The organism is Streptomyces sp. NPDC001220, assembly GCF_053597895.1.
The window spans coordinates 1-24,492 of the sequence record NZ_JBSFJE010000022.1 but is presented as its reverse complement, the minus strand read 5'-3'; the positions used below and the strand labels follow the sequence as shown (position 1 = coordinate 24,492).

Below are 24,492 nucleotides of genomic sequence, written 5' to 3'. Positions count from 1 at the left end.
TCGCTGCTAACGGGTCACAAAAAGCGCACACCGACGATGGTCAGTCGGACAGAACGGACGCCCACGACTGTGCCAGACCTTTAGGCTCCCCGTTGCCGCTCACGATCCCGAGGTGGGGCGACGGTGGCTCAGACTTCGGCACTGGGGGGTCCAATGACCGTACCTTGGCTCTCGTTCGACGACGCCTCTGACGCGGATGACGCAGGCGAGTACATGTGGGAGGAAGATCTGGACAGGATGGTTCGCCAGCAGGAGGAGTACGAACGGGCGCGAATGGAGGCAGCCCAGAAGTATCGGAAGGCCGCTTGCGAGCTGATGGAGAAGGCCACAGCACAGGCAGATTCAGGTGAACGGGACCGGCTTGTCGATCAGGCACGGATGAAGCTGCGCCTGGCACACGACCCCCTACCCCAGGGTCGTCAGGAGCTGGAGCGGAGAGAGCAGATCGTTGCCCGCTCCTGCGGGCGTTCTGCTGTGCTCTTGCGGCCCAGCCTTCCGGGACAGCGGGAGGCGTACCACACGGGCCCCGAATGTGGACTCATTAGCGGCAAGGGGCGGCACTTGCAGCACTCGCACTGGGCTCCAGTGGGTGAGGCCGAAGCTGCGGGGTATCGGCCCTGCGAACGCTGCGGAACGCGCGTGTAGGTCTAAGCGCCATGTAGGCAAGCCCTCGTGGCGGACGTGAGTGTCTAACTGCGTGACAACGCCGACACACAGCAGCGAACAACCGCGGACGTCTGGGGACCGTCGCAGCAGGTGAGAGGCACACCAGCACGAGGTCAAGCGCCCAGCAAGATTCGTTCGGGACGAAGCAGTCGTGTGCCACAGCTGTGCCACATCGTGCGGGCGGTCACGGTCAACGACGGCTCGTCGCAGTAGAGGTGCCTCGCGGAGCCGGGCTCTCGTCAAGCCAGTGGTGACCTGGTCGGCTCGTCGGTCGGCAGCTCCGCCCCTGCAAAACAGTGAGCACAGCGGCTGAGACGCCCTGTCCGTCTCCGCGCGGCCCGAGGTTGGCCGGCGAGGACAGAGGCCACTGAGGTGGCCGACCTCGTATCCCTGTGGTCTAGGACGCGCCGAGCGATCTACAAAAGCAGTGTCTGCACCCTAAGATCTCGTCATGGCAACAGAGTTGACCCCTCAACTGGTCCTTCGAGAGTGGCTTTTGACCATGTTGGGAGAGCTAGGTGGCAGCGTACCCACGGCCCGCGCGCTCAAGGTGATGGAGCAGCGTTACGGGGCGCTACTTTCCGAGGAGGATTGGGCCCTCACACAAAGAGGCGATGAGTCTAAATGGTGGAACCGGACTAGGTTCGAACGGAAAAACATGGAACGAGCGAAGCTCCTAGTTCCGGCTAGCGTATCGCGGGGAATTTGGACACTGACCGAAGCGGGATGGGAAGAGTATCGCAAAATTCAAAAAGCCGGCCCCGCCGCGGAAGCGCTCGAAGAACCCAAAGACTCTTCACCGACTCAGCGCTCCAGCGAGCCAGCCGGGCAGGAGTCCCCGTCGCGTGCCGAAGTGACCACGCAGCGCATAATCCGAAGCACTGCCGTGGCGGATTATGTCAAGGCGATTCATGACCACACTTGCCAAATATGCGGCACTCGACTCATAACTTCGAAAGGGGCCTACAGTGAAGGAGCCCATATTCGACCCCTGGGGCATCCTCACTCCGGTCCTGATATTGCAGCTAACGTGCTTTGCCTGTGCCCCAATCATCACGTCCTTTTCGACTTCGGCATGTTGAGCGTTTCTGACGACTTGATCGTCACCGATCATTCTTCCGAAAGTTCCCTCGGGCACCTCAGGCAGGCCTCAGGGCATTTCATAGGGGGTGACTACCTTGCGTACCACAGGAAGCAGCACGGTCGGTAAGGGGTGTCGAGCTGCTACTGAAGCCTGACTCACCGGCTGGGATGCAGTGGCCTCAGAGTTGCCGAGCAACCGGCGGGCTTCTCGTGACTGGCTCTTGGGCTGTCTCTGGGCCGTCCGTCAGTCCCGCTGGTCAGCAGGACCGGTGACCAGTAGACCGGCTACCGATCACGGTTGCCGGAACTTGGCACGTCCATTGAGACTCCGCCGACCGCGCGTTGAGGTGTATACATCCCGAAGTAACGCATACCGGCACCCGTTACGCCGGAGGCCCGATCGGCAGACTCCCCGGCGCAGTCATCCCCCGTGCGTGATACCAGTCGTAGCACCTATTGGGTCTCTTCACTGCTCGGCAGCACGTACTCGCCTTCATCGCGAGCTCCCGTCAAGAACTTCATGACTGCCGCTCGTGTCTCTTCGTCGAGCAAGGAAGCATTCCCCTCAATCACCAACTCGATTGCGCTCTTCAATTCCGGAGGGAGATCATCGCCCTCGACGCGGGCGTTACACAGAATTCCCTTCTGCTCTGCCGCGAACTTTTCAGCTGCTCTAGCCCAAAAAAGGCGCTGCTGAAATTCCGCACTACTCATAATGATTTTTGGCTCGTCGACCGCAGCCACTTCTTTGAAGGCATCCGCAGGCGGAGTTACTGTCGGAATGGAAATTTCGATGGTACCGGCTTGGCCGCTAGCCTCTCTAGTTGCAGATCGGAGGCTCTTGGTAATCCCGCTCCATTTCCGCTTTACAGCTGGAGCGACGGTCTTTTTGAAAGCGGGGACAACAACTTCCCTTGCGACTCTCTCGAGCCCTTCTACTGCCCTGTCCGCTATCGCTTCCACTATTGCTCGCTGGACCGGCGATAGCTCCCGCACGTCCGCGTATCTCGGTGAATGCGTTTCACACGCGCAAACCCTAAAAATCGCGTCCTCGTCAACCGGAACTGATTCGGTGGGCCCTAGGAACTTATTGGTACCGTCTTCACGCAGGATGCAACGCTCGGCGCCGGGAGTATCTTTCGAGTTCGAAAGATGCGTTCCTTCTGGGATTCGAACCCAACGGAGGTGCCAATCTTCATTCATGCGATTCCTATACTCCGACGCCTCAAGCAGAAAAGGGGAATTATTCCGGTGGGCCCGGCACGGCCGGCTACCGCTCGCCTTACCGGAGCCGTGGACTAATCGGTTCCGGATTCGGTGGACAACACAGCTGATGCGTCAGCATGTTCTGCGCAGGCAGCCCACCAGCTTTCGCCCTGGCATCAGTGACCCTCACACTCCACGCCGCTGGGTTGGGGCACGGTGCCCCCAGGTGCACTCGCCACGTGCGGAGGCCGTGCCGGCCCGATGATGGTTCGCGGCCCACGGGCACTTCTTCAAGCTTTATGACTCATAGTCAAGCCGAAGTTGCTTCGGGACGAAGAGGTCTGTGCCCCATCCGAGCCCGATCGAGCGGGGCATCGCAGAGGACGGTTGGATGCGGGCACAAGCAACGCCACCAGGCCATCGGCAGCCGCGGAGGACCGGGGGCTTGCTCGATAGAGAGGCAAACCACAGTCCTCTGCGGCTAGGTGATCACTCGATGAGCGCGCCCTCTGTCACGCGGTTCGACTCTTGCTTGGCCAAGGAGGCGGCGTAGCCCTGCAACATCAGTAGTGCAGCCTCCGGCTTGTTCTCGAAGAAGCCCTCTCCGCGCGCCGCTGCCATAACGATGCCGATGTTGGTGAACTGGGAGTAAAGAAGCACACGTTCGGTTTCGCGAGATGGCAACTCGGCTGGCTGGTGGATGATCCCCTGAGACTTGAGCCAGGCAGCAATCGCGTCTGCTCTCGGCCGACTGAGCTTGTCCCAACTGGTGTCATAGCGGTTGCGCACCCAAGCCATGGTGACCTGGGCAAGACCGTGCTGATCCTTGAGGTGGTCGAGAATTTCCGACCGTCGTTCGTCCGCCACGGCTTCCCCCTCCTTCGCGGATCTCAAGGATGGCAGGGAGGGCGCAAGCAATGGTGCGAATTGGCGCACTTCATCGTAGAGGTTGTGACGCCACGGAGCTGACCGGTGGAACGCCTACACCACAAGCGCACCAGAACTGGCAGGGAACAGCGAGGAGTCTCGGTGAGAACAGCGCCGCCCGGCGAGGCGGCCACATCACCGTTCGGGCAGGTCAGGACACAACCCAGCGGCAAGAGACGGCAGCTTCCCCAGCTGAAGTCATGTCATCCAGGTCAGCTACGAGCCGTCCACAGCCAGTCCCCGAGCGGTTTGGTCTGCCGTTCGTCCGGGCTGCGGCGCTGGGGCGCCGGTCCCGGCCGAGCGGCAGACCGACGGCGAAGAGGCATAGCGCGTAGCAAGTGGCCCCATACGTCATCCGCCGGGGGAAGCGGGACGTACGGGGCAAGCCGACTGGTCGCAGGAGCACTCTCGGACCGCAACCAGCCGGAGTTTCGAAGTCGCAGTGATCAGGCAGCGGACGGAGTTCGACGGGCAGTCATCGTCCCGTCCGCCCTCGTATCAACGGGGGTGGCCGTCTCCGCCGTGAGGCCCGACACGATCAGTTCGGCCAGCATCAGCGCTGCCTCGGGACGGATGCTGCCGAGGCGTACCAGGCCGTCGCCCGAGAGGTTCACGTCGGCCGTGAGGCCGGGGAAGTCCGACTCCAAGCCCAGGGCTGTCAGCTGCTCAGCCAGGGTGCCGGCGCCGCGTCGGGCCTGTGCCCAGCCGCGGACGTAGGGGACGCCGGGCATCAGGTTTTCTGCACGCTTGGCGACTACGCCCCATCGGTCGGTCATGGTTCAGCCCCTTTCCTCACGAGGTTCGGTCGTCTCATCGCCGCTCTCCGCCAGCCGCTGCAAGCCCGAACCCAGCGCCAGCCGCAGCAGCTCCGCCAGTCGCTCCGCGGTGGCCGGCGCCACCCGCCCGAGTTCGACCAAGCCGTGCCCGAAAGCATTCAATTCGGCCCGTAGATGAGGGAAGTCCTTCTCCAGTCCCGCCCGGATCAGAGCGTCCCGCAGGGCGGTAGTGGCGTTACGCGCGGCGTACCAACCGTCACTGTCCAACGGTGACCAGGTGGCAGTGTCGTGCCGGTCGGTGGCATCATCCCGCCCCATCGATCGCAGCCCCCTCAATCGCGGAGAGGCCGAAGGTGTCCGCGGCCCGGTAGCGATCGCCGTACCGATCCACCCGAGCCAACAACTCGGCGGAGGCGACGAGCATGGTCGCCAGGGCCACCGGACGGAGCGGGTTGGCCATCGGCCTCCGGGTCGGGGCGCGCAGCCACTCGTAACGGTCGCCGCGCAGGGGAATGAGGCCGGGAACGACGACCGCGGAGCCGCGGCTCAGGTAGCGGTAGGCGGGTGCAGTGCCCTCTTCCTGTGCGAGGTAGTGGAGGAAAGTCTCCTGGCTCCGCGAGCCCAGGAAGAAGCCCACACGTTGCGCCTTGTGATCGAGGACGGTAGGGCCGAAGGGCAGGCCCCGGCGCAACAGCTGATCGAAGGTCTCCATGCCGACCCGCTGATCCACCGTCACCACGTCGAAGAAGCGGCCGGTCGGCAGCATGTACGGTGCACGGGGGTCATCGATCCAGGTGGCGCGGCACTCCTCCGGATCGTCAGCCGCCGCGGAGAGCCACTCGATGCCCCTCCTGGTCATCCTCTGCACGTCATCTCACCTCGGTCAGACTCAGTTGCGGCCGCGATGCCGCCCTGAGTCCAGACTCAGGGTCACCACCCTGGCCAGGGCAGATGACGAGAGGTGACGGGGGATGACGCGTCACCCGCGCACGCGTCATCCCCCGTCATGTTGCAATCGCTCACGATCTCCGATTACTTGCAGCGCTCAGCGATGAGCAGCGCGTACATTCGGTCGTAAGGTCGAGGAGTCACGCGTCCCAAGAGTCGCGCAAACGGGCCAGTGGGGAAGGAACGGTCACGTCTTCGATGGAGCCGGCCAGCGTTCGATTACGGCAAGCCCGTGTGGTTCGAGGCTGGAGTCAGCCGCGGTTGGTGCGCGAACTCCGCCAGGCCGCAACGCGCCGTGGCCACCAACTGCCGTCGGATGCGAGCGTGAAGCGCCGTATCGCCAGTTGGGAGAACGGGCACAGCGCGCCGGACGACTTCTACGGTCCGTTGCTGTGCGAGGCGTACGACCTCAACGCCGCCGAACTCGGGCTGAACCACGAAGGCCAGCGGGACACGGACCTCTTGGACGCCGGCTACCCGGCAAGCCCCGAGGGTGCCATCGAAGCCGTCGGTCAACTGTGGCGAGCAGACCTCAACCGATATGAGCCCCTGCTCCAGGCCGAGCCCTCCGAACCTGCCTGGAACGAAGCTTCGCTCCGGTGGTTGGTGGCACCCGAGCCAGCCGTTCCCAGGCAACGGCAGAACGGAATGCGCGTCGGCCTCGGAGACGTGGCCGCTATCAAGACCACCGCCGACCTGTTCGCCGAATTGGACGACCGATTCGGTGGCGATCACGCGCGGCACGCGGCCATCCAGTACCTCAGTACCGAAGTGACGCCGCTGCTGCGCGGCCAATACACCGAGCAGGTCGGCCGAGCCCTGTTCTCGACCGTCGCGGAGGCAACTCTCCTGGCCGGTTGGATGTCCTACGACGCCTGTCGGCACGGCTTGGCACAGAGGTACTTCCTCCAAGCTCTCCGGTTGGCCCAGGACGCCAATGACCGCCGACTCGCCGGAAGCATTCTGTCGGCCATGAGCCATCAGGCAACTTTTCTCGGCCGATATACGCAGGCCGCGACGCTCGCCCGTGCTGCTCTCATGGGCATCTCTCCCGTGGCCACTCCCACGCTTCGCGCCCAGTTCCACGCCATGGAGGCACGCGCGCTCGCCCGGACCGGAGACATTCGGGCCTGCGAAGCCGCTTTGAGTGCCGCCACGAAGGCGCTGGAGAGCCGGAACAACGACGACGAGCCCGAGTGGATCAGCTATTTCGACAAGGCCGAGCTTGCCGCAGAAGCCGCCCACTGCTTCCGTGACGTCAACAGCGCCCGGCAGTCCGTCGCCCACGCCGAAAACGCCATGAGTGGCAGCCACGTACGGAGCGACTTCTTCGCGACCATGGTTCTCGCCGACGCCCACCTACGCGCCGGGGACGCCGAGGAAGCCTGTCGCGTAGCACTCGATGCGCTTGACCTGGGCGAACAGCTCAAATCGGCACGATGCGTCAGCTACCTTGCCGAGTTCCGGCAGAACCTCGCAGTGGCCAGCAGCAACGCAGACGTGCAGACGTTCACCGAGCAGGTCAGGGAGCACCGGCTGTGGATCGCCTCGGGCGATCATGTCGTTGTCTGAGCACGAGGCGCCGCACCTTCAGAACGGACCCCATTCATCTCGCCCGTCTCCGGTGCGAAGGGACCGCACCCGACGAGCGAATTCCGCAGCGGCTGATTCACTGGTCGTGACCTGGTGGCCGAGCCACGCGACCATCATCAATTCGCGCAGGTCCGCGAGTGTCTCGTATCCGGGCCAGTTCATCACGTCGAAGCCGTAGCGGTGAACGAACTCCGCGTACTCCGCCTCTGTGTGCCAGCCGTACCGGTCGTAGAACATCGCCGTCTGGATCAGGTCCCACTCGCGCGCAGCGAGAGCGAAGCCGTCCAGGTCGATGAGCACCGCGTGCCCGGCTCGGTGACGCAGGATGTTCCCGATACTGGCGTCACCGTGGATCATGCCGAAGGGGAGGACGAAGTCCAGTCGGTCGTAGTCCTTGGCGAGGCGTGCCGCTCGTTCGTCCAGGAACGTCCGGTCCTCGGCCGAGATGCCGTCCAGGCCTTCCAGCGAGGCCGCCAGCTTGGCCAGCGGGGCGAAGTACGGGAGGCGGAGAGATTCAGGTTCCTCAAGCCAGTGGAGGCTTCGCAGGAGGTCGGCCAGTTCAGCGACCGTCGCGTACTCCTCGCGGTCTTGGACGCTTTCCCAGAAGGTCACCACCAGGCCGCCGACGACCAGAGGTTGCGTAACCGATGCCGGCACGCGCATAGCCGGGAAGTCCTGTGTCCCCAGCCACCGGGCCACACCCACAGCCCGGTCCATGTCCGCGAGGACGGATCGATCACGCGCGATGCGGACTATGACGGGTAACGAGGTGAGCCGGTAGACCGCGTTCGAACCGAGCCGCAGCAACTCGGCGCCGCGGAAGTCGAGTCCGGCCGTCGCGCAGGCCTCCTGGAGTACGGGCTCCAAGCCCTCCGCCGTGAACTCCGTGCCGCCGTCGTCCGGTCCCCCGCTACTGCCCGAGATCATGCTTCGACCATACGGGCCGGACGCACTGCCCGACAGGCCGCCCACGTAATAGGGGCGTAATGATCTTCATCAGCGGAGACCAGGACCGTGCCTCCGCCGCAGGTCAGCACCCCAAAAGCGCAACGGTCCCTGATGGCCTCCGGAGCCGTGTGCGCAGGTTCGAATCCTGCCCAGGACTCGAACCAGCAGCCAACGGCCGAGCCCTCTTCTCTGGGCCTGTACCGGCTCCTCGTAGGCAAGCGCGGCCTGTGTCGATGTGACGGGCAGAAACCCGTGGGGGTGGGTGGACCATCGTATGGGAACCACCGAGGCCAGCGGTCGGGCGGCGGAGGTAGCTCTCGGCGTCACGCCCTCAAGTAAGCGAGGACCGCCAGCACCCTTCGGTGGGTCTCCTCCGCCGGAGGCAGGTTCAGCTTGGTGAGGATGCTGCTGATGTGCTTGCCGACGGCTGCCTCGGACACGACCAGTTCGCGGGCGATCGCCCCGTTCGACTTTCCTTCGGCGATCAGAGCCAGGACCTCCCGCTCGCGTGGGGTGAGCTGCTCCAGCGGATCGCGGCGCCGGCGCAGCAGCTGTCGTACGACTTCGGGATCGACGACGGTGCCGCCGCCCGCGACCTCCCACAGGGCGTCGATGAACTCCTCGACCTGTCCTACCCGGTCCTTGAGCAGATAGCCGACGCCCGTTCCGTCGCCGGAGTCCAGCAGTTCGGAGGCGTACGTCCGCTGCACATACTGGCTGAGGACCAAGACCGGCAGGGTGGGCCGCTTCTCGCGCAGCCGTATCGCCGCGTGCAGTCCCTCGTCCTGGAAGCCCGGCGGCATCCGCACGTCCGTCACCACGATGTCGGGGGGGTGCTCCTCGACCGCGGCGATCAGCGTCGTGGCATCCCCTACGGCCGCGACCACCTCGTGGCCGCAGCGGCGGAGCAAGCCGATGAGTCCCTCCCGCAACAGTACGCTGTCCTCGGCCAGTACTACACGGAGCGATCGGTCCGTTCGCAAGGAAACTCCACACGCAACAGGGTCGGTCCGCCGGGCGGACTGGACAGGGAAAGTCTGCCATCCAGCACCGACACCCGGTCCGCAAGACCGGTCAGCCCACTGCCGGTTCCGGCCTCCGCGCCGCCCCGGCCGTCGTCCCGCACCAGCAGGAGCAGTCGCCCTTCACGGTGGCCGCCTGTCACCTCCGCTCGGCTCGCCCCGCTGTGCTTGGCAATGTTGGCGAGGGCTTCGCAGACCACGAAGTACGCGGCCGACTCCACCGCCAGGGGCAGCCGTCCGGGCAGTTCCAGGTCGACGTCCACGGGCACCGTGGAGCGGTCCGCGGCGTCGGCGACCGCTGCTTCGAGGCCGTAGTCCGTGAGCACCTTGGGGTGGATGCCGTGGATGAGTTCGCGCAGTTCCGCGAGGGCCTTGCCCGCCTCCTCGTGGGCCCTGGCGAGCTGGTCGGCGAGTGGTCCGGGCGGGACGTCCAGGCGGGCCAGGCCGAGCGTCATCGTCAGCGCCACGAGCCGCTGCTGCGCCCCGTCGTGCAGGTCGCGCTCGATGCGCCGCCGCTCGGCCTCGAAGGCGTCCACCAGGCGGACGCGCGAGCGCGTCAGTTCGACGACTCTGGCCCCCAGATCACCCTCGCGCGGCGCGATCAGCAGACGCGTCAGTTCGGCCCGGGCGCCGGCCGCGACTCCCAGCAGATAGCCGCCCAGGACCAGGGCCAGCAGCCCGAGTACGGCGATACCGAAGGCCGTTGGCCAGGTGGTGACCGTCCATGCCTTGAGCACCTTGGTCTCCTGGCCGTCACCGACCGTGGCCATCAGCAGCGGTGTCGCCACCAAGGCCAGCGGGACGAGCAGGCCGACCGTGATCGCGACGGCGTCGACCGGCCACAGCAGCCCGGCGAAGAGAACGGCGTAGCCGAGCTCCCGCCAGGTCGTCTGTTCCCTCAGGCGTGTGGCCACCCAGGACCACAGCCCCCTGGCGGCAGGCGTGCGGTGCCAGTCCTGAGCCGGGTCCCGGTCGATCAGGGCCAGCCTGTGCCGCTCCGCCCAGGCGACGGGGATTCCGGCGAGGGCCACGACGACGAGCAGAGGAAGCCCCACCAGCACGATCGCCAGGGCGCCGCTCACCGCCACAGCTCCCAGGAGCCCCACGAGGGCGACGACGCCGGCCGACACCCCGGTGAGCAGATAGCCGACCGAACGCCACGGCCACGACGACAGCAGGAAGCCCGGCCGGGACATGGCCTGCCACACATTGCGAGGGTGCATGAGCGCCACCGTAGAAGGCCCGGACCGCCGGTGCCATCGGTTCAGCGTGAGCCCGGAGGGTAGGGCCAGCACTACCTTCGAGGGTGGGGCCGCGGGTCACGGCGCACTCTTCGCAGGCTCTTGCCAGCGCAGCCTGCTGCCAACCCGAAGGCAGGATTCCGCCAGTTCGTGGGCCAACCATTGGCCAGAGAACGACGCTTCGGCGTTCCGAGCCGACCGGGTCGCCCTGTGCGGCCCAGGTCGCATCGAGGTGGGGGATGACTCATGGAATTCCGGCTTCTCGGACCGGTGGAGGCAAGAGACGGAGCACGGCGCATCCCGCTCTCGGGCTCCAAGGTGCACACGGTGCTGGCCGTGCTGCTGCTCGCCCGCGGCCGGGTCGTGAGCGACGAGCGACTGAGCGGGCTGCTGTGGGGATGGAGTCCGCCCACGACGATGAACGCCCAGATCTACACGTACGTGTCGCGGCTGAGGAAGCACCTCGGCCCCCACGTCGACCTGATCCGCAGGCAGCCCGGTTACCAGCTGGTCGCCGCCGACGCGCAGGTCGACGTGGTCGAGTTCGAGCGCCTGGAGCGGTTGGGCCGCAAAGCGCTGGAAGACCGGCGGTTCGAGGAGGCGGCCGATGCCCTGCGGCGCGCGCTCGATCTGTGGCACGGCCCGGCACTGGCCAATGTGACGCCGTTTCTCACCGAGGCGGAACTGCCGCGGCTGGAGGAGGCGCGGACCGGTGCCCTGGAGCACCGCATCGACGCCGATCTCGAACTCGCCCGGCACGAAGGGCTCGTCCCCGAACTCACCGGTCTGGTGGCCCAGTTCCCGGTACGGGAGCGGCTGCGGGCCCAGCTGATGACCGCCCTCTACCGGTGCGGGCGTCAGGCCGATGCGCTTCAGGTGTTCCAGGAGGGCCGCCAGGTGCTGGCCGAGGAACTCGGTGTGGACCCCGGCCACGACCTGACGACCACCCATCAGGCGCTGCTCAGCGGGGAGTTGAGCCTGCTGCTGGAGCCCGCGTCGACGGGTGTGTCGCTGCGGTCGCCACACGCCGCGCCGCCGGTCATGGTGCCGCCCGCACTCGCCGACTTCACCGGCAGGCAGAGCCAACTGGCCGAGCTGTGCGCTCGGCTGGCACCCGCCCCCGGGCGTTCTCGTGCCGCTGCCCGGGCGCGCCGCATCTTGATCACCGGTATGGCGGGGGTCGGTAAGACCGCGCTCGCCGTACAGGCCGCGCACGCAGTGGCCGACGAGTTTCCCGACGGCCTGCTCCACGTCCGGCTGCGTCGCGAGGACGGCACGGTCAAGGACTGCGCCGCCGCCCTCAGGCAGTTGCTGCGAGCGCTCGGAGAACCCTGTGACGACACGTCGGCGCTCGGCGGAGGTCCCGAGCAACTGGACGACCTGATCCGCCGCTACCGCACCCGTACGGTGGGGCGCCGACTGCTGATCCTGCTGGACGACGCGACGAACGAGTTCCGTCTCGACGCGCTGCTTCCGGCCACGAGCGACGCAGCCGTCGTCGTCACCAGCCGCAGCAGGCTCTTCACGATGCCCGGCTTCCGTACCATCGCACTCGACCCCTTGGGGACCTCGGAGTCGCTCGCCCTGCTCGCGGCCGTCGCCGGAAGGCCGCGCATCCTGGTCGAACCCGACGCCGCCGGTGTCATCGCCCAAGCGTGCGCCGGACTGCCGCTCGCCCTGCGGGCCGCCGCGACCCGGCTGGCCGCGCGTCCCCACTGGCCCGCGGCCCGGCTCGCCCGGCGCCTGTCCGATCCGGCCGTGCGCGTCGAGGAGTTGCGTACCGGCGACCTGGACGTACCCCGGAGTCTCGGCTCGGCCCTACGGCACCTGCCGGTCGTCGAACAGGAGTTGGCCTGCGCCCTGGCACCGGGGGCCGAAGGGACGTTCGGCGCGGCCGCCGCCGAGGAGTTCGGCCTGCCCGAGGAGCCGGCCGAGGAACTCCTGGAGCGGCTGGTCGAGAAATCGGTGCTGGAGCTGGCGGGCATCGACGGGGACGGCGCGCCCCTGTACCGCTTCCACGAGCTGATGCGGCTCGTCGCGGCAGGTCCGCGCGAGTGCCGGGCGGACGTGAGGCTGACCAGGGTGAGCTGAACCGAGTGCCGCGGGTAGGCCTGGCCCTACCCCAAGTGTCGCTCCTGCCGCAGTGCGCCGCGGTGCCCCGGCGCGGTTTCGTGGAGTCATCGAGCGGACGAGAGAGGCGGCGCCCTGATGACGGGATGGCTCGCGGAGCACATGATGGCGCACGGGAGCTTCGGCATCCTCGCCGCGGTGCTGCTGCTGCCCGCGCTGGAAGCGGCGCTGCCGATGGTGGGCGCGCTGCTGCCGGGGCAGACGGCGGTGGTCCTGGGCGGCGCGCTCGCGTGCAGGGGCCACGTCACCGTCGAGGCGGCGCTGCTCACCGCGGTCGCCGGAGCGGTCCTGGGCAACGTCGCGGGATACGCGGTCGGACGCCGGTGGCAGGCGCGGGCGCTGGCTCCCCTGCGGGACCGCAACCGCCGACGCCGGTACACCGAACGGGCCCTCGGCCTGATCGAACGGCACGGCGGCTGCGCGGTGTTCGTGGCACGCTTCACGGCGGTGCTGCGCACGCTCGTGCCCACCCTGTGCGGGGCGACCCGCATGCCCGTGCGGCGCTATCTCCTCTGGTCAGTGGTCAGCAGCGCGGTGTGGGCACCGGCCTTCGTCCTGATCGGTTACCTGCTGGGGGGCGCCGGCCCCGGGTGAGTCCCCGGTGCCCAAGGTCCCCGCGGGGCTTTCCCTTCGCACAACGTGCTGCCCGTGCAGCCGGCTGCCACACGCCACGCCGGGCCGACCCCCTGGGCGACCCCCGACAACGCCGTACCGAACGCCCATCCGTCCCGCCTGACACGCGGGAGGACCGAACCGAACAAGTAGGGACAGTAGGGACAGATGAACAAGGACGCGATCCAGTTGCGCTCCGTCAGCAGGCGATACGGGTCGGGCGACAGCGCGGTGACAGCGCTCGACCAGGTCTCGCTCGCCTTTCCGGCGGGAACGTTCACCGCCGTCATGGGCCCCTCCGGCTCGGGCAAGTCGACCCTGCTGCAGTGCGCCGCAGGCCTTGACCGCCCCACGTCGGGGTCGGTCACCGTGGGCGACACCGAGCTGACGAAGCTGAACGAGACCAAGCTGACCCTGTTGCGGCGCGACCGCATCGGGTTCGTCTTCCAGTCGTTCAACCTGCTGCCGTCCCTGACCGCCGAGCAGAACGTGGCGCTGCCGCTGCGGCTCGCCGGCAGCCGCCCGTCCAGGGCCCGGGTGCGCGAGGTGCTCGACCAGGTCGGCCTGGACGACAGGGCGGGCCACCGGCCGACCGAGCTGTCCGGCGGCCAGCAGCAGCGGGTCGCCCTCGCCCGCGCCCTGATCACCCGCCCCGAGGTGCTTTTCGCCGACGAACCGACCGGTGCCCTCGACTCACAGACCAGCCGCGAGGTGCTGGAGCTGCTGCGCGACATGGTCGACGGCGAGGGCCAGACGGTCATCATGGTCACGCACGACCCGGTGGCCGCGTCGTACGCCGACCGTGTCGTCTTCTTCGTCGACGGACGGGTCAACGGCGAGATGGTCGGGGCGAGCGCCGACGACATCGCCACGCGCATGACCAAGCTGGAGGCCGCGCCGTGCTGAGTGTCGCCCTGCGCACCCTGCGCACCCGCTGGATCACCTTCGTCGGCAGCTTCGTCGCGCTGTCGCTCGGTGTCGCGCTGATCGCCGTGATGGGCCTGGCCCTCGCCTCGTCGCTGAAGGCGCCCGACCGCGCGCCGGAACGGTTCGCCGCCGCACCGGTCGTGGTCAAGGGAGCGGACAGCCTGCGGGTGTCCACCTCGATCGGCGAGCGGGTGCAGAAGCTCGCCCAGCCGCGCTCCGTGCCGCCCGAGACCGTCGCGAAGCTGAGGAAACTCGGCACTGTCGTCCAGGACCGGTCGTTCGCCGTACGGGCCCGGGGTGGGCCGGGCGACCTGGTCGGTCACCCCTGGTCCACCGCCGCCTTCGCCCCTTACAAGCTCGACGCGGGTCGCGCCCCCCGCTCGGCCGACGAGGTCGTCGTCAGCGGCGGCTGGGCGAAACCCGGCGAGCAGGTGCGGACCGATCAGGGCACCGTGCGGGTGGTCGGAGCCGTCGCCCCGCGAGGTTTCGAGCACGCCCTCTTCTACGCCGATGCACGCGCCGCCCAACTGTCGCCGAAGAGTACCCAGTTGGTCGTGGATGCGGACGCGGCCGCCGTACGCGCGGCGGTGCAGGGCAGCGACGGCGTGCGGGTTCTCACCGGTGCCGGACGCCGCTACGCCGACGCGGATCCCGACCGGGACAGGGAGGCCCTCGTCGCGATGAACGCCATGTTCGGCACCGCGGGCGGCGTCACCACCTTCGTGTCGGTCTTCGTGGTGGCGTCCACCTTCGCGTTCTCGGTCGCGCAGCGGCGCCGCGAGTTCGGGCTGCTGCGCACGGCAGGGGCGACTCCGGGGCAGATCCGCAGGATGGTGTTCGCCGAGGCCTTCCTGGTCGGTGTGCTCGCCTCGGCCACCGGGTGCGTGCTCGGCGCGTACGGCGCGCCCCGGCTGGCGACATGGGTGGTCGACGGCGGCCTCGCCCCGAGCTGGTTCCGGATCGGCGCCGCCACCTGGCCGTACTACATGGCTTTCGGGACGGGGCTGGTCGTCGCGCTGTGCGGCGTGGTGGCCGCGTCCTGGCGGGCGGGCCGCACCGGGCCCACCCAGGCGCTGCGCGAGGCGTCCGTGGACACCCGGACGATGACGTGGGGCCGCTGGCTGTTCGGCGCGGGGCTACTGCTGACCGCCGTCGTGACCCTGGCCCTGGCGCTGTTCAGCGGCCCGGGTGACCTGCTGCACCGCAAGACCTATGTGAGCCGGCCGATGCTGCTGATCACCGCTGTGGCACTCCTCGCGCCGGTGGTGGTGCGCCCGCTGACCCGGCTGCTCGCCTGGCTTCCGGCCCAGTTGCCCGGTGCCGACGGCATGCTGGTGCGGGAGAACGCCGCCGCCGGTGTGCGGCGCACCGCCGCGATTGCGGCGCCGGTCCTGGTCACGGTCGCTCTCGCGGGCTCGCTGCTCGGTGCCACCGCTACGCTGAACGAGGCCAAGGCCACCGAGACGCGTGAGCAGACAACCGCCGCCTTCGTCGTCACCCCGGCGGGCGACGCGGGATTCGACGCGGCGAGCCTGCGGAAGCTGCGCGCCGTGCCCGGCGCCGAGGTGTCCCCCACCTCGTCGAGTGCCGTCTACGTCCTGGAGGACGGCGTGTCCCTCAGCAGGGACGAGGCCCACGCGGCGGACCCCGGTCCGCTCACCGCCACCACCCGGCTGCCGATCGCGTCCGGCAGGGCGAGCGACCTCGACGACGGCTCGATCATCGTCAACGAGGAGTGGCAGCAGCACACCGTCGGACAGCGGGTGCGGGTGTGGCTCGGTGACGGTACGCAGAAGACACTGCGGATCGCCGCAGTGATGACCGCCGGGACCGGTGACAACGGCGTCTACGTCACGCCGCGCAACGCCCCGGGCGCGGCCGTCGACCGGGTCGACGTGGCCGTTCGGCACGGCGCCGACGCGAGGGCCGTGGCCGCCGGACTGCGTTCCGCGGTGCGGGCCTCCGGCGGACAGGTCTTCACCAAGGGCCAGTGGGTGCAGGCCAGTTACCCCGAGACGAACCGGACGACCCGGATGGGCTTCCTGCTGGTCCTCGGCATCGCGCTGCTCTACACCGGTATCTCGCTGGCCAACACCATGGTCATGGCGACGTCGGACCGGGTGCGCGACCTGGCGGTGCTGCGGCTGGCCGGGGCCACCCGGTGGCAGGTACTGCGGTTGGTGGGCGCCGAGGCGCTGATGGTCGTGGCGGTCGGCGGAGTGCTCGGACTGCTCGTCGCCGTGCTCAACCTGGCGGGCATGTGGAGTGCCCTGGGCCTGTTGTCGGTGTGGACCACGATCCAGGTCCCCTGGACGGCCATCGGCACGGCAGTGGGCGCCTGCGCGCTGCTGGCCGTGGTCTCGTCCGTCGCCCCCGCCTCGGTCGCCCTGCGCCGCCGGGCGGTGGAGCTGGCGGGCGTCCGGGAGTGACCCGCTGACCCGGCGCCGGACGGTACGTTCCCCCGCCCCGGCCGGCGCCGGCCCTCCGCGCCGCGCGGCATCCATCCCCCGTGGCCCGCGCCGCGGAGCACCGACGGCCGGGACGCCTCTGGCAGAGCGTCCCGGCCGTCCGATGTGTCAGGGGCCGGTCCTTCGGGGAGCAGCCGGCCGCGAGAGGGCGGACGACGGAGACGGCCGGGCGCTCCCTCTCGGGAGCGCCCGGCCGTCTCGTGCGAACAGGACCCGCGTGCCGAGCGGGCCCACGCCGTGCGGCGGGGTCCTTGTGTCAGCTCGTTGCAGCGGCCGCCACGTCGGACAGTTCGGCCATCGCCACCGCGATCTTCCGGGGGCCGGTGAACGGCTCCCGGCCGTGCGCGGCGAGCATGTTGTCCACGATCAGCACGTCGTCGCGCTGCCAGTCGAAGCGCGTCGTCGCCGAGCGGTAGGCGTCCCGCAGGTGCGCCACTGTCTCGTCGGGGACGGGCCCGCCGTCACCGAAGTACGTGTTCGTGGGCAGGTCCTCGTCGGCGAAGATCTCCCGCAGCCCTTCCCGCACCTCCGGTGCCAGCGAGGTGACGTGCCAGAACGTGGCGTGGTTGAACCACACCTCCTCGCCGGAGACCGGGTGGCGACGCACCACGGGCCGGACGGCCGTGGTGCGCAGGCCGCCGTCCGGGCGCCATTCGGCCGTGATGCCCTTGTCCCGGCAGTACGCCACGACCGCGTCCCGGTCGCCGGTGCCGAACGCCTCCTGCCACGGCACGCCGAAGTCCCCGTGGAAGTTGCGCACCACGCGCCAGCCACCGCGCCGGACGAACTCCTCGCGCACCCCGGGATCGATGGCCCGGTACACCTCGCGGATGTCCGCGAGCGGCGTCGCGCCCTGGGTGTGCGCGGGCTCGATGCAGTAGAAGTACAGCGTGTTGGGCCAGACCGCCTGGTACGAGTTCTCGTTGTGCAGGAAGATCTCCTCGTCGGCGGGATAGTCCGTGGACGTGTAGACCTGCCCCTTGATCGTGGAGCGCGGCGAGGACCGCTCGGCGTAGGTCAGCGGAGCGCTGCCGGAGAACGCGTGTACCACCGCGTCGAACCCGTCGACGCCTCCGACCTCGAAGCCGCGCAGCAGAATCGCCCCGCGCTCGCCGAGCACCGTCCGCAGCTTCTCGCGGCGGGTGCGAATGAAATCGTGGACCGGAGTGCCCGGCTCTCCGGTGTACTCGATCGCGGTCATCGGACCCCTGCCTCTCTTGTATGCGCGGTGTCTGCCCAGCCGTCCGTGGTGCCGGAGTAGTGCCGGACCACGACGGGCCCGGCCCGGCCCGTCCCCCGGGCGAGTGCCGCGAAGACGCCCTCGGTCACCGGCAGGTCCTGCACCAGCCAGGTGCCGGGGCCGGTGCCTTCGGCGCAGGTGACCAGCACCGGGTCGTCCTCGGCGGGCTGTGTGTCGACGCCGGTGAGGTCGGTGGCGATGCCGACGCCGACCGCCTTGACCACGGCCTCCTTCCGCGTCCAGCACCGGAAGAAGGCATGCCTGCGTGCCGTGTCGTCCCGCGCGGCCCGTACGTGTGCGAGTTCGGAGGCGCTCATCACGAACCGGGAGGCACCGTCCACGTCCAGCGGACGGCTGCTCTCCAGGTCCACGCCGACCCGTTGCCCAGCGGCCACGGCGAGCAGCCAGTGCGGGCCGGAGCGCGAGAGGCTGAAGTCCAGGTCGGTGGGCGGCCAGTCGATCCGGGGTCGGCCGTGCCCCGGGTGGGCGCAGCGCGGACACGGACGCCTGCCGAAGACCACGTCGCGCGGTGGCACACCGAGGTATCCGGCGAGCACCCGGCGCATGGCCGTGTGGGCGGCCGCGTACCGCAGCGCGGCCGTGGCCGGCAGGCGCCGGACTTTCCGCGACTCCTCGTCGGACACCAGTGCGGTGTCGCCCGGCCCGAACGCGTCGGGGGTCCGGCCACGCCAGACGTGGACCGCACCACCGTCCCTGAGCGATGCGTATGCGACGTCGTTCATCGCCTCAGTCCGACATCGCGACCAGGATCCGGCGGTCGCCGGTGAACGGGCGGCGGCCGTGGGCGAGCCAGACGTTGTCGATGAGCAGCAGGTCACCGGTGTGCCAGTCGACGTCGACGGCGTGGTCCAGGCCGCGGTCGCGGATCTGGACGACGTACTCGGCGGGAATGGGGCTGCCGTCGGCGAAGGTGACGTTCTGCGGCAGGTCGTCCTCGGGCATGATCTGCGCCAGGGCGGCCGCCGTGTCGTCGCCGAGGCCGGCGGGGTGCCACTGGTCGGCCTGGTTGAACCACACCTCGGTGCCGGTGACCGGGTGCCGGGTAGTGGCCGGACGCACCGAGGAGACGCGGATGCCGCCGTCGGCCTTCCACTCCCAGTCGGCGCCGGTCGGGGTGAGGAACGCCTCCACCTCCTCGCGGCTGGTCGTCTCGAAAGTGTCCTGCCAGCTCTTGCCCAGGCCATAACCGTCGTGCAGGTTCTGCACATAACGCACCCCGGCCGCGAAGGCCTCGCGCACCTCGGAGTCCAGGGACTCGAGCCACAGCGCGGCGTCGACGACCGGGGTGGCGCCGCCGCCGCCCGGCTGGACCTGGCAGTAGAAGGCGAGGCGGGCCGGCCAGGAGTGGGCGTAGCTCATCTCGTTGTGCATGGAGATGGTGAACTCCTGCGGGTACTCGGTGGAGGTGTAGACGTTGCTGCCGACCTTGGTGCGGGGCGAGTTGCCGTGCACATAGGCAAGGCGGTTCGGCAGCAGTCGGTCGAGCACCTCGTCAAGGCACTCGTGCGTGACCTCGAATCCCCGGAACACCAGCCCCTTCTCCTCGGTGAGCATCCGGGTGAGCTCCCCCGGCCCCATGTCGTCGAGCCGGTCGGTCAGTTCGTCGACGCCGCCGACGCCTTCGGACTCGATCTCAAGGGGCGTCCAGATGTTCGTCTGCGTCATGGTTCATGCCTCCAGGTCCTTGGTGATGTCGGCGACCAGCTCGGCCTCCCGTGCGGCGAGGTAGAAGTGGTCGCCCGGGTAGGTGCGCAGGGCGAAGTCCTGGGCGCGGGTCAGCTCGGACCAGGCCAGTACGTCGTCTCGGTCGCAGCCCGGGTCGTCGAGCCCGAGGCATGCGGTGATCGGAGCCCGGGTCGGCACAGGCGGTGCCGAGGGGCGGTAGCCCTCGATGAGCCGGTAGTCGGCACGCAGCGCGGGCAGCAGCAGTTCGCGCAGCTCCGGGATGTCGTAGGCTTCCGAACCCAGCGAGCCCAGCCGGCGCACCCCGGCCACCAGTTCGTCGTCGTGGCGCAGGTGCAGCCCGGTGCGCCGGGAGCGGTGCGGCGCGGAGCGGGCCGAGACCACCAGGCGCCGCGGGACGACTTCGTGCCGGTTCTCCAGCCGGAGGGCGGTCTCATAGGCGACGGACGCGCCCATGCTGTGCCCGAACAGGGCGATGGGCCGGTCGAGGTGGGGCAGCAGCGCGGCGGTGACGGCGTCGGCGAGCGTGGCCATGTCCTCGACGAAAGGCTCGGCCAGCCGCTCCTGACGGCCCGGACAGCAGACCGCGAGCAGTTCCACGTCGTCCGGCAGACGGGCCGGCCAGCCGTGGAAGAGCTGGGCGTTGCCGCCCGCGTGCGGGAAGCACACGAGGCGGATCCGGGGCGCCCGGCCGGACGCGGCGCGGTAGGTCCGCAGCCACGGGTCGCTGCGCACGGGCCGGTCAGCCGGCCGCGTCGGTGTCGGTCCAGTCATCCGGGATCTCTCCTTTCAAGCCCGGTGCCACTGCGGCGAGCACGGCCAGTACGGCCATGGCGGCGGCGATCGCGCGGACCGTGGGCAGGGCGCCCCAGGCGGCGAGGAGCAGCCCTCCCCCGAACGAGCCGAGCGCGTTGGTCCCGGAGCCGATGAGCCCCGCGGTGGCGGCGACCCGACCCTGGAGCTCGTCCGGAGTGGTGCGCACCTGGTAGACGGCGGCGGCCACATTGAACACGGCGCCCACGAACCCGGTGCCCGCGTACAGCGCGCCGAGCGGCACGGGTCCCCGGGTGAATCCCATGGCTCCGATCAGCACCGCCCATACGACGGCCCCGCCGATCAGCAGCGTGCGCTGACGCGTCCGGCGCTGGATCCGGCCGCCCACGAGCGCCCCGCACAGACCGCCGACGCCTCCGATACCCAGGACGATCGCGAGGGTCGCCGAGGGCATCCCCGCCTCCTTGATCCGCAGGATCAGGGCGAGGGCGAGCATCTGGAACAGGATGTTGGTGCCGGCGACATAGCCGAACGCCGCGCGCAGGAACCGCTGTCGCCACAGCCAGCGCATCCCCTCGGCGACCTCGCCGGCCATGCGGCGCCGGCTGCCGGGGTCGGTGCGTTCCTGCTGGAAGTCCTTGCGGATGAGCAGCAGGCTGACGGCGGAGACGAGGTAGCCCAGGGCGCCGAAGCCGAACGGCACCCAGCGGCCCGCCGACTGCAGCAGTACGCCACCGGGCTGGCCGAGCAGCCCCGCCGCCCGCCCTCGTGCCTCGTTCTGCGCGAACGCCGTGGGCAGGTGCGCCGGGTGCACGATGTTGCGTACGGCTCCCCGCTCGGCAAGCCGGTAGAACACGGCGAGGGACGCCTCCACGAACGCCACGGCCGCCAGGTGGGCGACCGTCATCCGGCCCGCGGCGAGGGCGAGCGCCACGCTGCCCACCGCGGCGACCCGGCCGGTCTCGCACACCAGCATCAGCCGGCGCCGGTCCCAGCGGTCCACGAGGGCGCCGGCCGGCAACTGCACGAGCAGCAGCGGCAGCAGCGCCGCCGTGGACACCACGGACATGGCCAGCGGGGAGCCGGTGTGCCACAGCACGATCAGCGGATAGGCGACGGCTGTGACCCGGTTCGCCAGGAACGACATGCTCGCCCCCGACCACAGGAGCAGGAAGTCGCGGTTGCGGTGCAGCGGCGCGGTGGGGGTCCGGGCCGCCGGGCCGCTCCCGGCGCCTTCGAGAAGGGTCATGTCCTGCACCACTCGAGGACCGCCATCGCGCTGTGCATCTTGTTCTCAGCCTGCTGGAAGGCGACGCTGGCGGGGCCGTCGAGCACCTCGGCGGTGACCTCGTCGCCGCGGTGCGCAGGCAGGTCGTGCAGGAAGACGGCCTTCGGGCTGTTCTCCCACAACGTCTCGGTCACCTGGAACGGCGCGAACACCGCCCGCCAGCCGGGGTCGGGCTTGCTGGTGCCGGTGGTCTGCCAGCGCGTGGTGTACACCACGTCCAGGCCGGCCGGCAGGTCTGTCATGTCGTGGCGCTCGCGGAACACCGCGCCGTACCGGGCGGCCTGTTCGGTGGCACGCTCGCGGTAGTACGAGGGCAGGCCGTACCCCGGCGGCGTGCGCAGTTCGAACTCGACGCCCGAGAACCGGGTCAGGGCGAGGGACAGCGCGGTGGCGGTGTTGTTGCCCTCACCGACGTAGAGCACACGCAGTCCCTCGACCTGGCCGAACCGCCGCCGCAGGGTGGTCAGGTCGGTGAGCGCCTGGGTGGGGTGCTCGTCGGCGCTCATCGCGTTGATCACGGCCATGCGCTCCTGAGCGGCCCAGGCGCGCATCTCGGCGGGGTCGTCCGCGGTCCGGGCGACCAGGACGTCGAGCATCCCGGACATCACACGGCCGGTGTCCTCACTGGTTTCACCGGTGTTGAGCTGGAGGTCGCCGGGTCCGTACGCGATGACCCGCGCGCCCAGGCGCAGAGCGCCGCTGGAGAAAGCGGTACGCGTCCGGGTCGAGGTCTTGCTGAAGTAGACACCCACGATGTCACCGGCGAGCGGGGCGGGCCGGCCGGCGGCGCCGGCCGAGAACTCGGCACCGCGGTCGACCAGCGCGTACAGGTCGGCGTCGTCGAGGTCGTCGATGGAGATCAGATGCCGTACGGAAGCCACGGGTTCCTCCTGGAGGGTACGTGCGGGGTGCGGGTCATGCCCGCTCCTCGTCGGTGACGACGGGGGCGAGGACCACGGGGAGTTCGGCGGACGAGCCGGCGGAGCGCCATTCGGACGCCAGCCGCCCGCTGCCGAAGGCCGCGTCGCCGCGGCCCAGTTCGGCGGTGAGGTGCTTGACCACCGCCTTGCCGGAGTCGGCGTTGGTCAGCGCGACGAAACCGGTACCGCTGTGGAGCCGACTGATCGCCATGTTCCAGTAGCCCGAGGGCTCGCCCCCGTGGCCGAACTCCAGGTCGTCGCCACTGTCGTCGACGATCGTGCCGAGCCCGTAGAACGTGCCGGTCTCACCCGCCAGCAGCTCTCGGGCGAGGGCCTGCGGCACCAGGGCGCCCGGCGCTCCGAGCAGCGCGTCCCGCACGGCGACCACGAACCGGGCGGTGTCGGCCGCGGTCGTCCACAGGCCGGCCGCCGCCAGGTGGGCACGGGTGCGCCAGCCGCCCTTGAGCGGAGCGCCGTGGGCGTCGTGGCCGAGGGCCACGGGGAGCCCGGAGGTGCGCGGATGGTCCTGGTCGAAGCTGGTGTCGGCGAGGCCGAGCGGGTCCAGCACCAGACGCCGCATGAGCGACTCGAACTCCTCGCCCGTGACGTCCTCCAGCACCTGCTGGAGCACCCAGTAGTGCGTACTGCTCTTGCGGAACGTGGCGTCGGGCGGCAGTTCGCGGCGCACCGGCGAGGTGACCGCAGGCGGCCTGCCCGTCAGCAGGTCGAGGAGACCCGGCACGGGCTCGCCGGGACGGAACCCGACACTGCGCTGCCGGGCGAGGCCGGCGCGGTGCCCGAGCAGCATGCGCGGGGTCACCGGTCCGGGGGCCTCGGGGGCGTCGGCCAGGTGCCAGGACGTCAGATACGTCTCGATGTCCGAGTCGAGGTCGAGCAGGCCCTGGTCCACCAGGCGCAGCACGGCCAGCGCGGTCACGTGCTTGCTGACGGAGCCGACCTGGAAGAGGGTCCGCGCCGTCACCGGCTCGCTTCCGCCCGCGGCCAGCACGCCGTGGCCTTCCACGGCCGCGACCGCGCCGTCCCGCAGAACGGCCAGGGCGACGCCGGGCACCCGGTGGTCGGCCATGACGGCGTCGATCCCGGCCTCGTGCGCGCTCGGTCCGTCCGGGCCGGCCGTGGTGCCGCCCTGCGCCGACGTCACCGCCGCGATCAGCGCGGCGGCCTCCGCCGGCGCCCCGGTCGCCAACGCCGCCGGATCGCCCGCCGCGGCCTGCTGCAGCAAGCGGGTCAGCAGTTCGGCGGGGACCTCGACGGTGGCGGACCGACCGTCGGCGCCGCTCCCGCCAGGAAACTCACCGCCCGACCCGACGCGCGTCCCGGCCGACCCGCCGTGGCCGCCGCCCGGAACGCCCTGTCCGGCCGCGGTGAGGTTGCTCCCGGGCGCGTCCTGCGCCCGCGCGTCCGCGTCGACCGCTGCCGCCAGTTCGATCAGGGTGTCGTGCTGGTACATGCGGTAGATCGATACGGCCAGTCCGGCCGCGCGGGCCGCCGCCAGGACCTTGATCATCAGCAGCGAGTGGCCGCCGAGGTCGAAGAAGCGGTCGTGGACGCCGATCTGGTCGACGCCGAGGACACCGGACCAGATGGCGGCTAGGGCCTTCTCCGTGGGCGTACGCGGCGGCACATGGTCCGTGCCGGTGCGCAGCGCTCCCCGGTCGGGCACGGGCAGGGCGCGGCGGTCGACCTTTCCGTTGGGGTTGAGCGGCAGCGCCTCCAGCGCCACGAAGGCCGCAGGGACCATGTAGTCCGGCAGGCGCACCGCGCAGTGCCCGGCCAGCTCCTCCGCGGCGGGCTCGGCGGAGCCCGTCGTCGCCGTCCAGTACGCGACCAGGCGGCGGTCACCGGGAACCGGTTCATGGACGGAGACGAACGCCTCGCGGACGGCGGGGTGTTCGGTCAACACGGTCTGGATCTCCCCGAGTTCGACCCGATAGCCGCGGATCTTGACCTGGTCGTCGATCCGCCCCAGGAACTCGATGTTCCCGTCCGGAAGCTGCC

The 24,492-nt window shown here is 69.6% G+C and carries 21 protein-coding genes; 6 read left to right on the top strand and 15 right to left on the bottom strand.

Features of this window, described 5'->3' with window-relative positions:
• The first annotated feature begins 1,117 nt into the window (after positions 1-1,117).
• The gene (locus ACWDGI_RS38280) at positions 1,118-1,876 is read left to right on the top strand and encodes an HNH endonuclease (RefSeq protein WP_450767224.1); all 759 of its coding nucleotides are present in this window, start codon (positions 1,118-1,120) and stop codon (positions 1,874-1,876) included.
• Positions 1,877-2,202: 326 nt separating this feature from the next.
• On the opposite strand, the gene ACWDGI_RS38275 is transcribed toward ACWDGI_RS38280, so the two are convergent.
• The 5 genes from ACWDGI_RS38275 to ACWDGI_RS38255 all read right to left on the bottom strand — a co-directional run bounded on the left by ACWDGI_RS38275 (position 2,203) and on the right by ACWDGI_RS38255 (position 5,526).
• Positions 2,203-2,745 carry a hypothetical protein gene (locus ACWDGI_RS38275; protein WP_450767222.1) on the bottom strand — a complete coding sequence of 181 codons (543 nt, stop codon included), beginning with the start codon at positions 2,743-2,745 and terminating at the stop codon, positions 2,203-2,205.
• A gap of 699 nt (positions 2,746-3,444) precedes the next feature.
• On the bottom strand, positions 3,445-3,822 hold the full coding sequence (locus tag ACWDGI_RS38270) for a hypothetical protein (protein ID WP_450767220.1): 378 nt from the start codon (positions 3,820-3,822) through the stop codon (positions 3,445-3,447).
• Positions 3,823-4,328: 506 nt separating this feature from the next.
• Positions 4,329-4,658: a hypothetical protein gene (locus tag ACWDGI_RS38265; protein ID WP_450767219.1), complete on the bottom strand. Its 330-nt coding sequence runs from the start codon at positions 4,656-4,658 to the stop codon at positions 4,329-4,331.
• Between the two features lie 3 nt (positions 4,659-4,661).
• Positions 4,662-4,976 (bottom strand): hypothetical protein, encoded by a 315-nt coding sequence (locus ACWDGI_RS38260; RefSeq protein WP_450767217.1) that lies wholly within the window; start codon positions 4,974-4,976, stop codon positions 4,662-4,664.
• The gene (locus ACWDGI_RS38255) at positions 4,963-5,526 is read right to left on the bottom strand and encodes a bifunctional DNA primase/polymerase (protein WP_450767215.1); all 564 of its coding nucleotides are present in this window, start codon (positions 5,524-5,526) and stop codon (positions 4,963-4,965) included. The genes ACWDGI_RS38260 and ACWDGI_RS38255 overlap by 14 nt, the downstream gene beginning before the upstream one ends.
• 404 nt (positions 5,527-5,930) lie before the next feature.
• On the opposite strand from ACWDGI_RS38255, the gene ACWDGI_RS38250 reads away from it, so the two are divergent.
• A complete protein-coding gene (locus ACWDGI_RS38250; protein WP_450767213.1) occupies positions 5,931-7,178 on the top strand; it encodes a hypothetical protein in 1,248 nt (415 codons plus the stop codon).
• 18 nt (positions 7,179-7,196) lie between these two features.
• On the opposite strand, the gene ACWDGI_RS38245 is transcribed toward ACWDGI_RS38250, so the two are convergent.
• The 3 genes from ACWDGI_RS38245 to ACWDGI_RS38235 all read right to left on the bottom strand — a co-directional run bounded on the left by ACWDGI_RS38245 (position 7,197) and on the right by ACWDGI_RS38235 (position 10,365).
• A complete protein-coding gene (locus ACWDGI_RS38245) occupies positions 7,197-8,126 on the bottom strand; it encodes a phosphotransferase family protein (RefSeq protein ID WP_450767211.1) in 930 nt (309 codons plus the stop codon).
• Positions 8,127-8,470: 344 nt separating this feature from the next.
• Positions 8,471-9,130, bottom strand: coding sequence for a response regulator (locus ACWDGI_RS38240; protein WP_450767209.1), 660 nt, complete (start codon positions 9,128-9,130; stop codon positions 8,471-8,473).
• Complete coding sequence (locus ACWDGI_RS38235; protein ID WP_450767415.1) at positions 9,103-10,365, bottom strand: sensor histidine kinase; 1,263 nt, start codon at positions 10,363-10,365, stop codon at positions 9,103-9,105. The genes ACWDGI_RS38240 and ACWDGI_RS38235 overlap by 28 nt, the downstream gene beginning before the upstream one ends.
• 291 nt (positions 10,366-10,656) lie before the next feature.
• On the opposite strand from ACWDGI_RS38235, the gene ACWDGI_RS38230 reads away from it, so the two are divergent.
• From ACWDGI_RS38230 to ACWDGI_RS38215, 4 genes are all read left to right on the top strand, one after another.
• Complete coding sequence (locus tag ACWDGI_RS38230) at positions 10,657-12,501, top strand: BTAD domain-containing putative transcriptional regulator (RefSeq protein ID WP_450767207.1); 1,845 nt, start codon at positions 10,657-10,659, stop codon at positions 12,499-12,501.
• Positions 12,502-12,618: 117 nt separating this feature from the next.
• A complete protein-coding gene (locus ACWDGI_RS38225) occupies positions 12,619-13,134 on the top strand; it encodes a DedA family protein (RefSeq protein WP_450767205.1) in 516 nt (171 codons plus the stop codon).
• 186 nt (positions 13,135-13,320) lie between these two features.
• Positions 13,321-14,058, top strand: coding sequence for an ABC transporter ATP-binding protein (locus ACWDGI_RS38220; RefSeq protein ID WP_450767203.1), 738 nt, complete (start codon positions 13,321-13,323; stop codon positions 14,056-14,058).
• The gene (locus tag ACWDGI_RS38215; protein WP_450767201.1) at positions 14,052-16,508 is read left to right on the top strand and encodes an FtsX-like permease family protein; all 2,457 of its coding nucleotides are present in this window, start codon (positions 14,052-14,054) and stop codon (positions 16,506-16,508) included. The genes ACWDGI_RS38220 and ACWDGI_RS38215 overlap by 7 nt, the downstream gene beginning before the upstream one ends.
• 295 nt (positions 16,509-16,803) lie before the next feature.
• Here ACWDGI_RS38215 and ACWDGI_RS38210 read toward each other — a convergent pair whose 3' ends face one another.
• The 7 genes from ACWDGI_RS38210 to ACWDGI_RS38180 form a co-directional block, all read right to left on the bottom strand.
• The gene (locus ACWDGI_RS38210; RefSeq protein WP_450767199.1) at positions 16,804-17,748 is read right to left on the bottom strand and encodes a TauD/TfdA family dioxygenase; all 945 of its coding nucleotides are present in this window, start codon (positions 17,746-17,748) and stop codon (positions 16,804-16,806) included.
• Positions 17,745-18,530, bottom strand: coding sequence for a 4'-phosphopantetheinyl transferase family protein (locus ACWDGI_RS38205; protein WP_450767197.1), 786 nt, complete (start codon positions 18,528-18,530; stop codon positions 17,745-17,747). Before ACWDGI_RS38205 ends, ACWDGI_RS38210 begins: the two co-directional genes overlap by 4 nt.
• A gap of 4 nt (positions 18,531-18,534) precedes the next feature.
• Positions 18,535-19,473 (bottom strand): TauD/TfdA family dioxygenase, encoded by a 939-nt coding sequence (locus ACWDGI_RS38200; protein ID WP_450767195.1) that lies wholly within the window; start codon positions 19,471-19,473, stop codon positions 18,535-18,537.
• A gap of 3 nt (positions 19,474-19,476) precedes the next feature.
• Complete coding sequence (locus ACWDGI_RS38195) at positions 19,477-20,265, bottom strand: thioesterase II family protein (protein WP_450767193.1); 789 nt, start codon at positions 20,263-20,265, stop codon at positions 19,477-19,479.
• Entirely contained in the window at positions 20,234-21,514 is a 1,281-nt protein-coding gene (locus ACWDGI_RS38190) for an MFS transporter (RefSeq protein WP_450767191.1), read from the bottom strand. Before ACWDGI_RS38190 ends, ACWDGI_RS38195 begins: the two co-directional genes overlap by 32 nt.
• Complete coding sequence (locus ACWDGI_RS38185) at positions 21,511-22,434, bottom strand: ornithine carbamoyltransferase (RefSeq protein WP_450767189.1); 924 nt, start codon at positions 22,432-22,434, stop codon at positions 21,511-21,513. Before ACWDGI_RS38185 ends, ACWDGI_RS38190 begins: the two co-directional genes overlap by 4 nt.
• Before the next feature lie 34 nt (positions 22,435-22,468).
• A partial coding sequence (locus tag ACWDGI_RS38180; protein ID WP_450767187.1) for a serine hydrolase occupies positions 22,469-24,492 on the bottom strand: 2,024 nt, incomplete at its 5' end.

Bases quoted from the DNA above. Each gene is read 5' to 3' on its own strand.
- ACWDGI_RS38195 (WP_450767193.1), bottom strand. From the start codon at position 20,265: ATGACTGGACCGACACCGACGCGGCCGGCTGACCGGCCCGTGCGCAGC.
- ACWDGI_RS38230 (WP_450767207.1), top strand. From the start codon at position 10,657: ATGGAATTCCGGCTTCTCGGACCGGTGGAGGCAAGAGACGGAGCACGG.
- ACWDGI_RS38265 (WP_450767219.1), bottom strand. From the start codon at position 4,658: ATGACCGACCGATGGGGCGTAGTCGCCAAGCGTGCAGAAAACCTGATG.
- ACWDGI_RS38220 (WP_450767203.1), top strand. From the start codon at position 13,321: ATGAACAAGGACGCGATCCAGTTGCGCTCCGTCAGCAGGCGATACGGG.
- ACWDGI_RS38210 (WP_450767199.1), bottom strand. From the start codon at position 17,748: ATGACCGCGATCGAGTACACCGGAGAGCCGGGCACTCCGGTCCACGAT.
- ACWDGI_RS38225 (WP_450767205.1), top strand. From the start codon at position 12,619: ATGACGGGATGGCTCGCGGAGCACATGATGGCGCACGGGAGCTTCGGC.
- ACWDGI_RS38200 (WP_450767195.1), bottom strand. From the start codon at position 19,473: ATGACGCAGACGAACATCTGGACGCCCCTTGAGATCGAGTCCGAAGGC.
- ACWDGI_RS38260 (WP_450767217.1), bottom strand. From the start codon at position 4,976: ATGGGGCGGGATGATGCCACCGACCGGCACGACACTGCCACCTGGTCA.
- ACWDGI_RS38205 (WP_450767197.1), bottom strand. From the start codon at position 18,530: ATGAACGACGTCGCATACGCATCGCTCAGGGACGGTGGTGCGGTCCAC.
- ACWDGI_RS38245 (WP_450767211.1), bottom strand. From the start codon at position 8,126: ATGATCTCGGGCAGTAGCGGGGGACCGGACGACGGCGGCACGGAGTTC.
- ACWDGI_RS38235 (WP_450767415.1), bottom strand. From the start codon at position 10,365: ATGTCCCGGCCGGGCTTCCTGCTGTCGTCGTGGCCGTGGCGTTCGGTC.
- ACWDGI_RS38190 (WP_450767191.1), bottom strand. From the start codon at position 21,514: ATGACCCTTCTCGAAGGCGCCGGGAGCGGCCCGGCGGCCCGGACCCCC.
- ACWDGI_RS38280 (WP_450767224.1), top strand. From the start codon at position 1,118: ATGGCAACAGAGTTGACCCCTCAACTGGTCCTTCGAGAGTGGCTTTTG.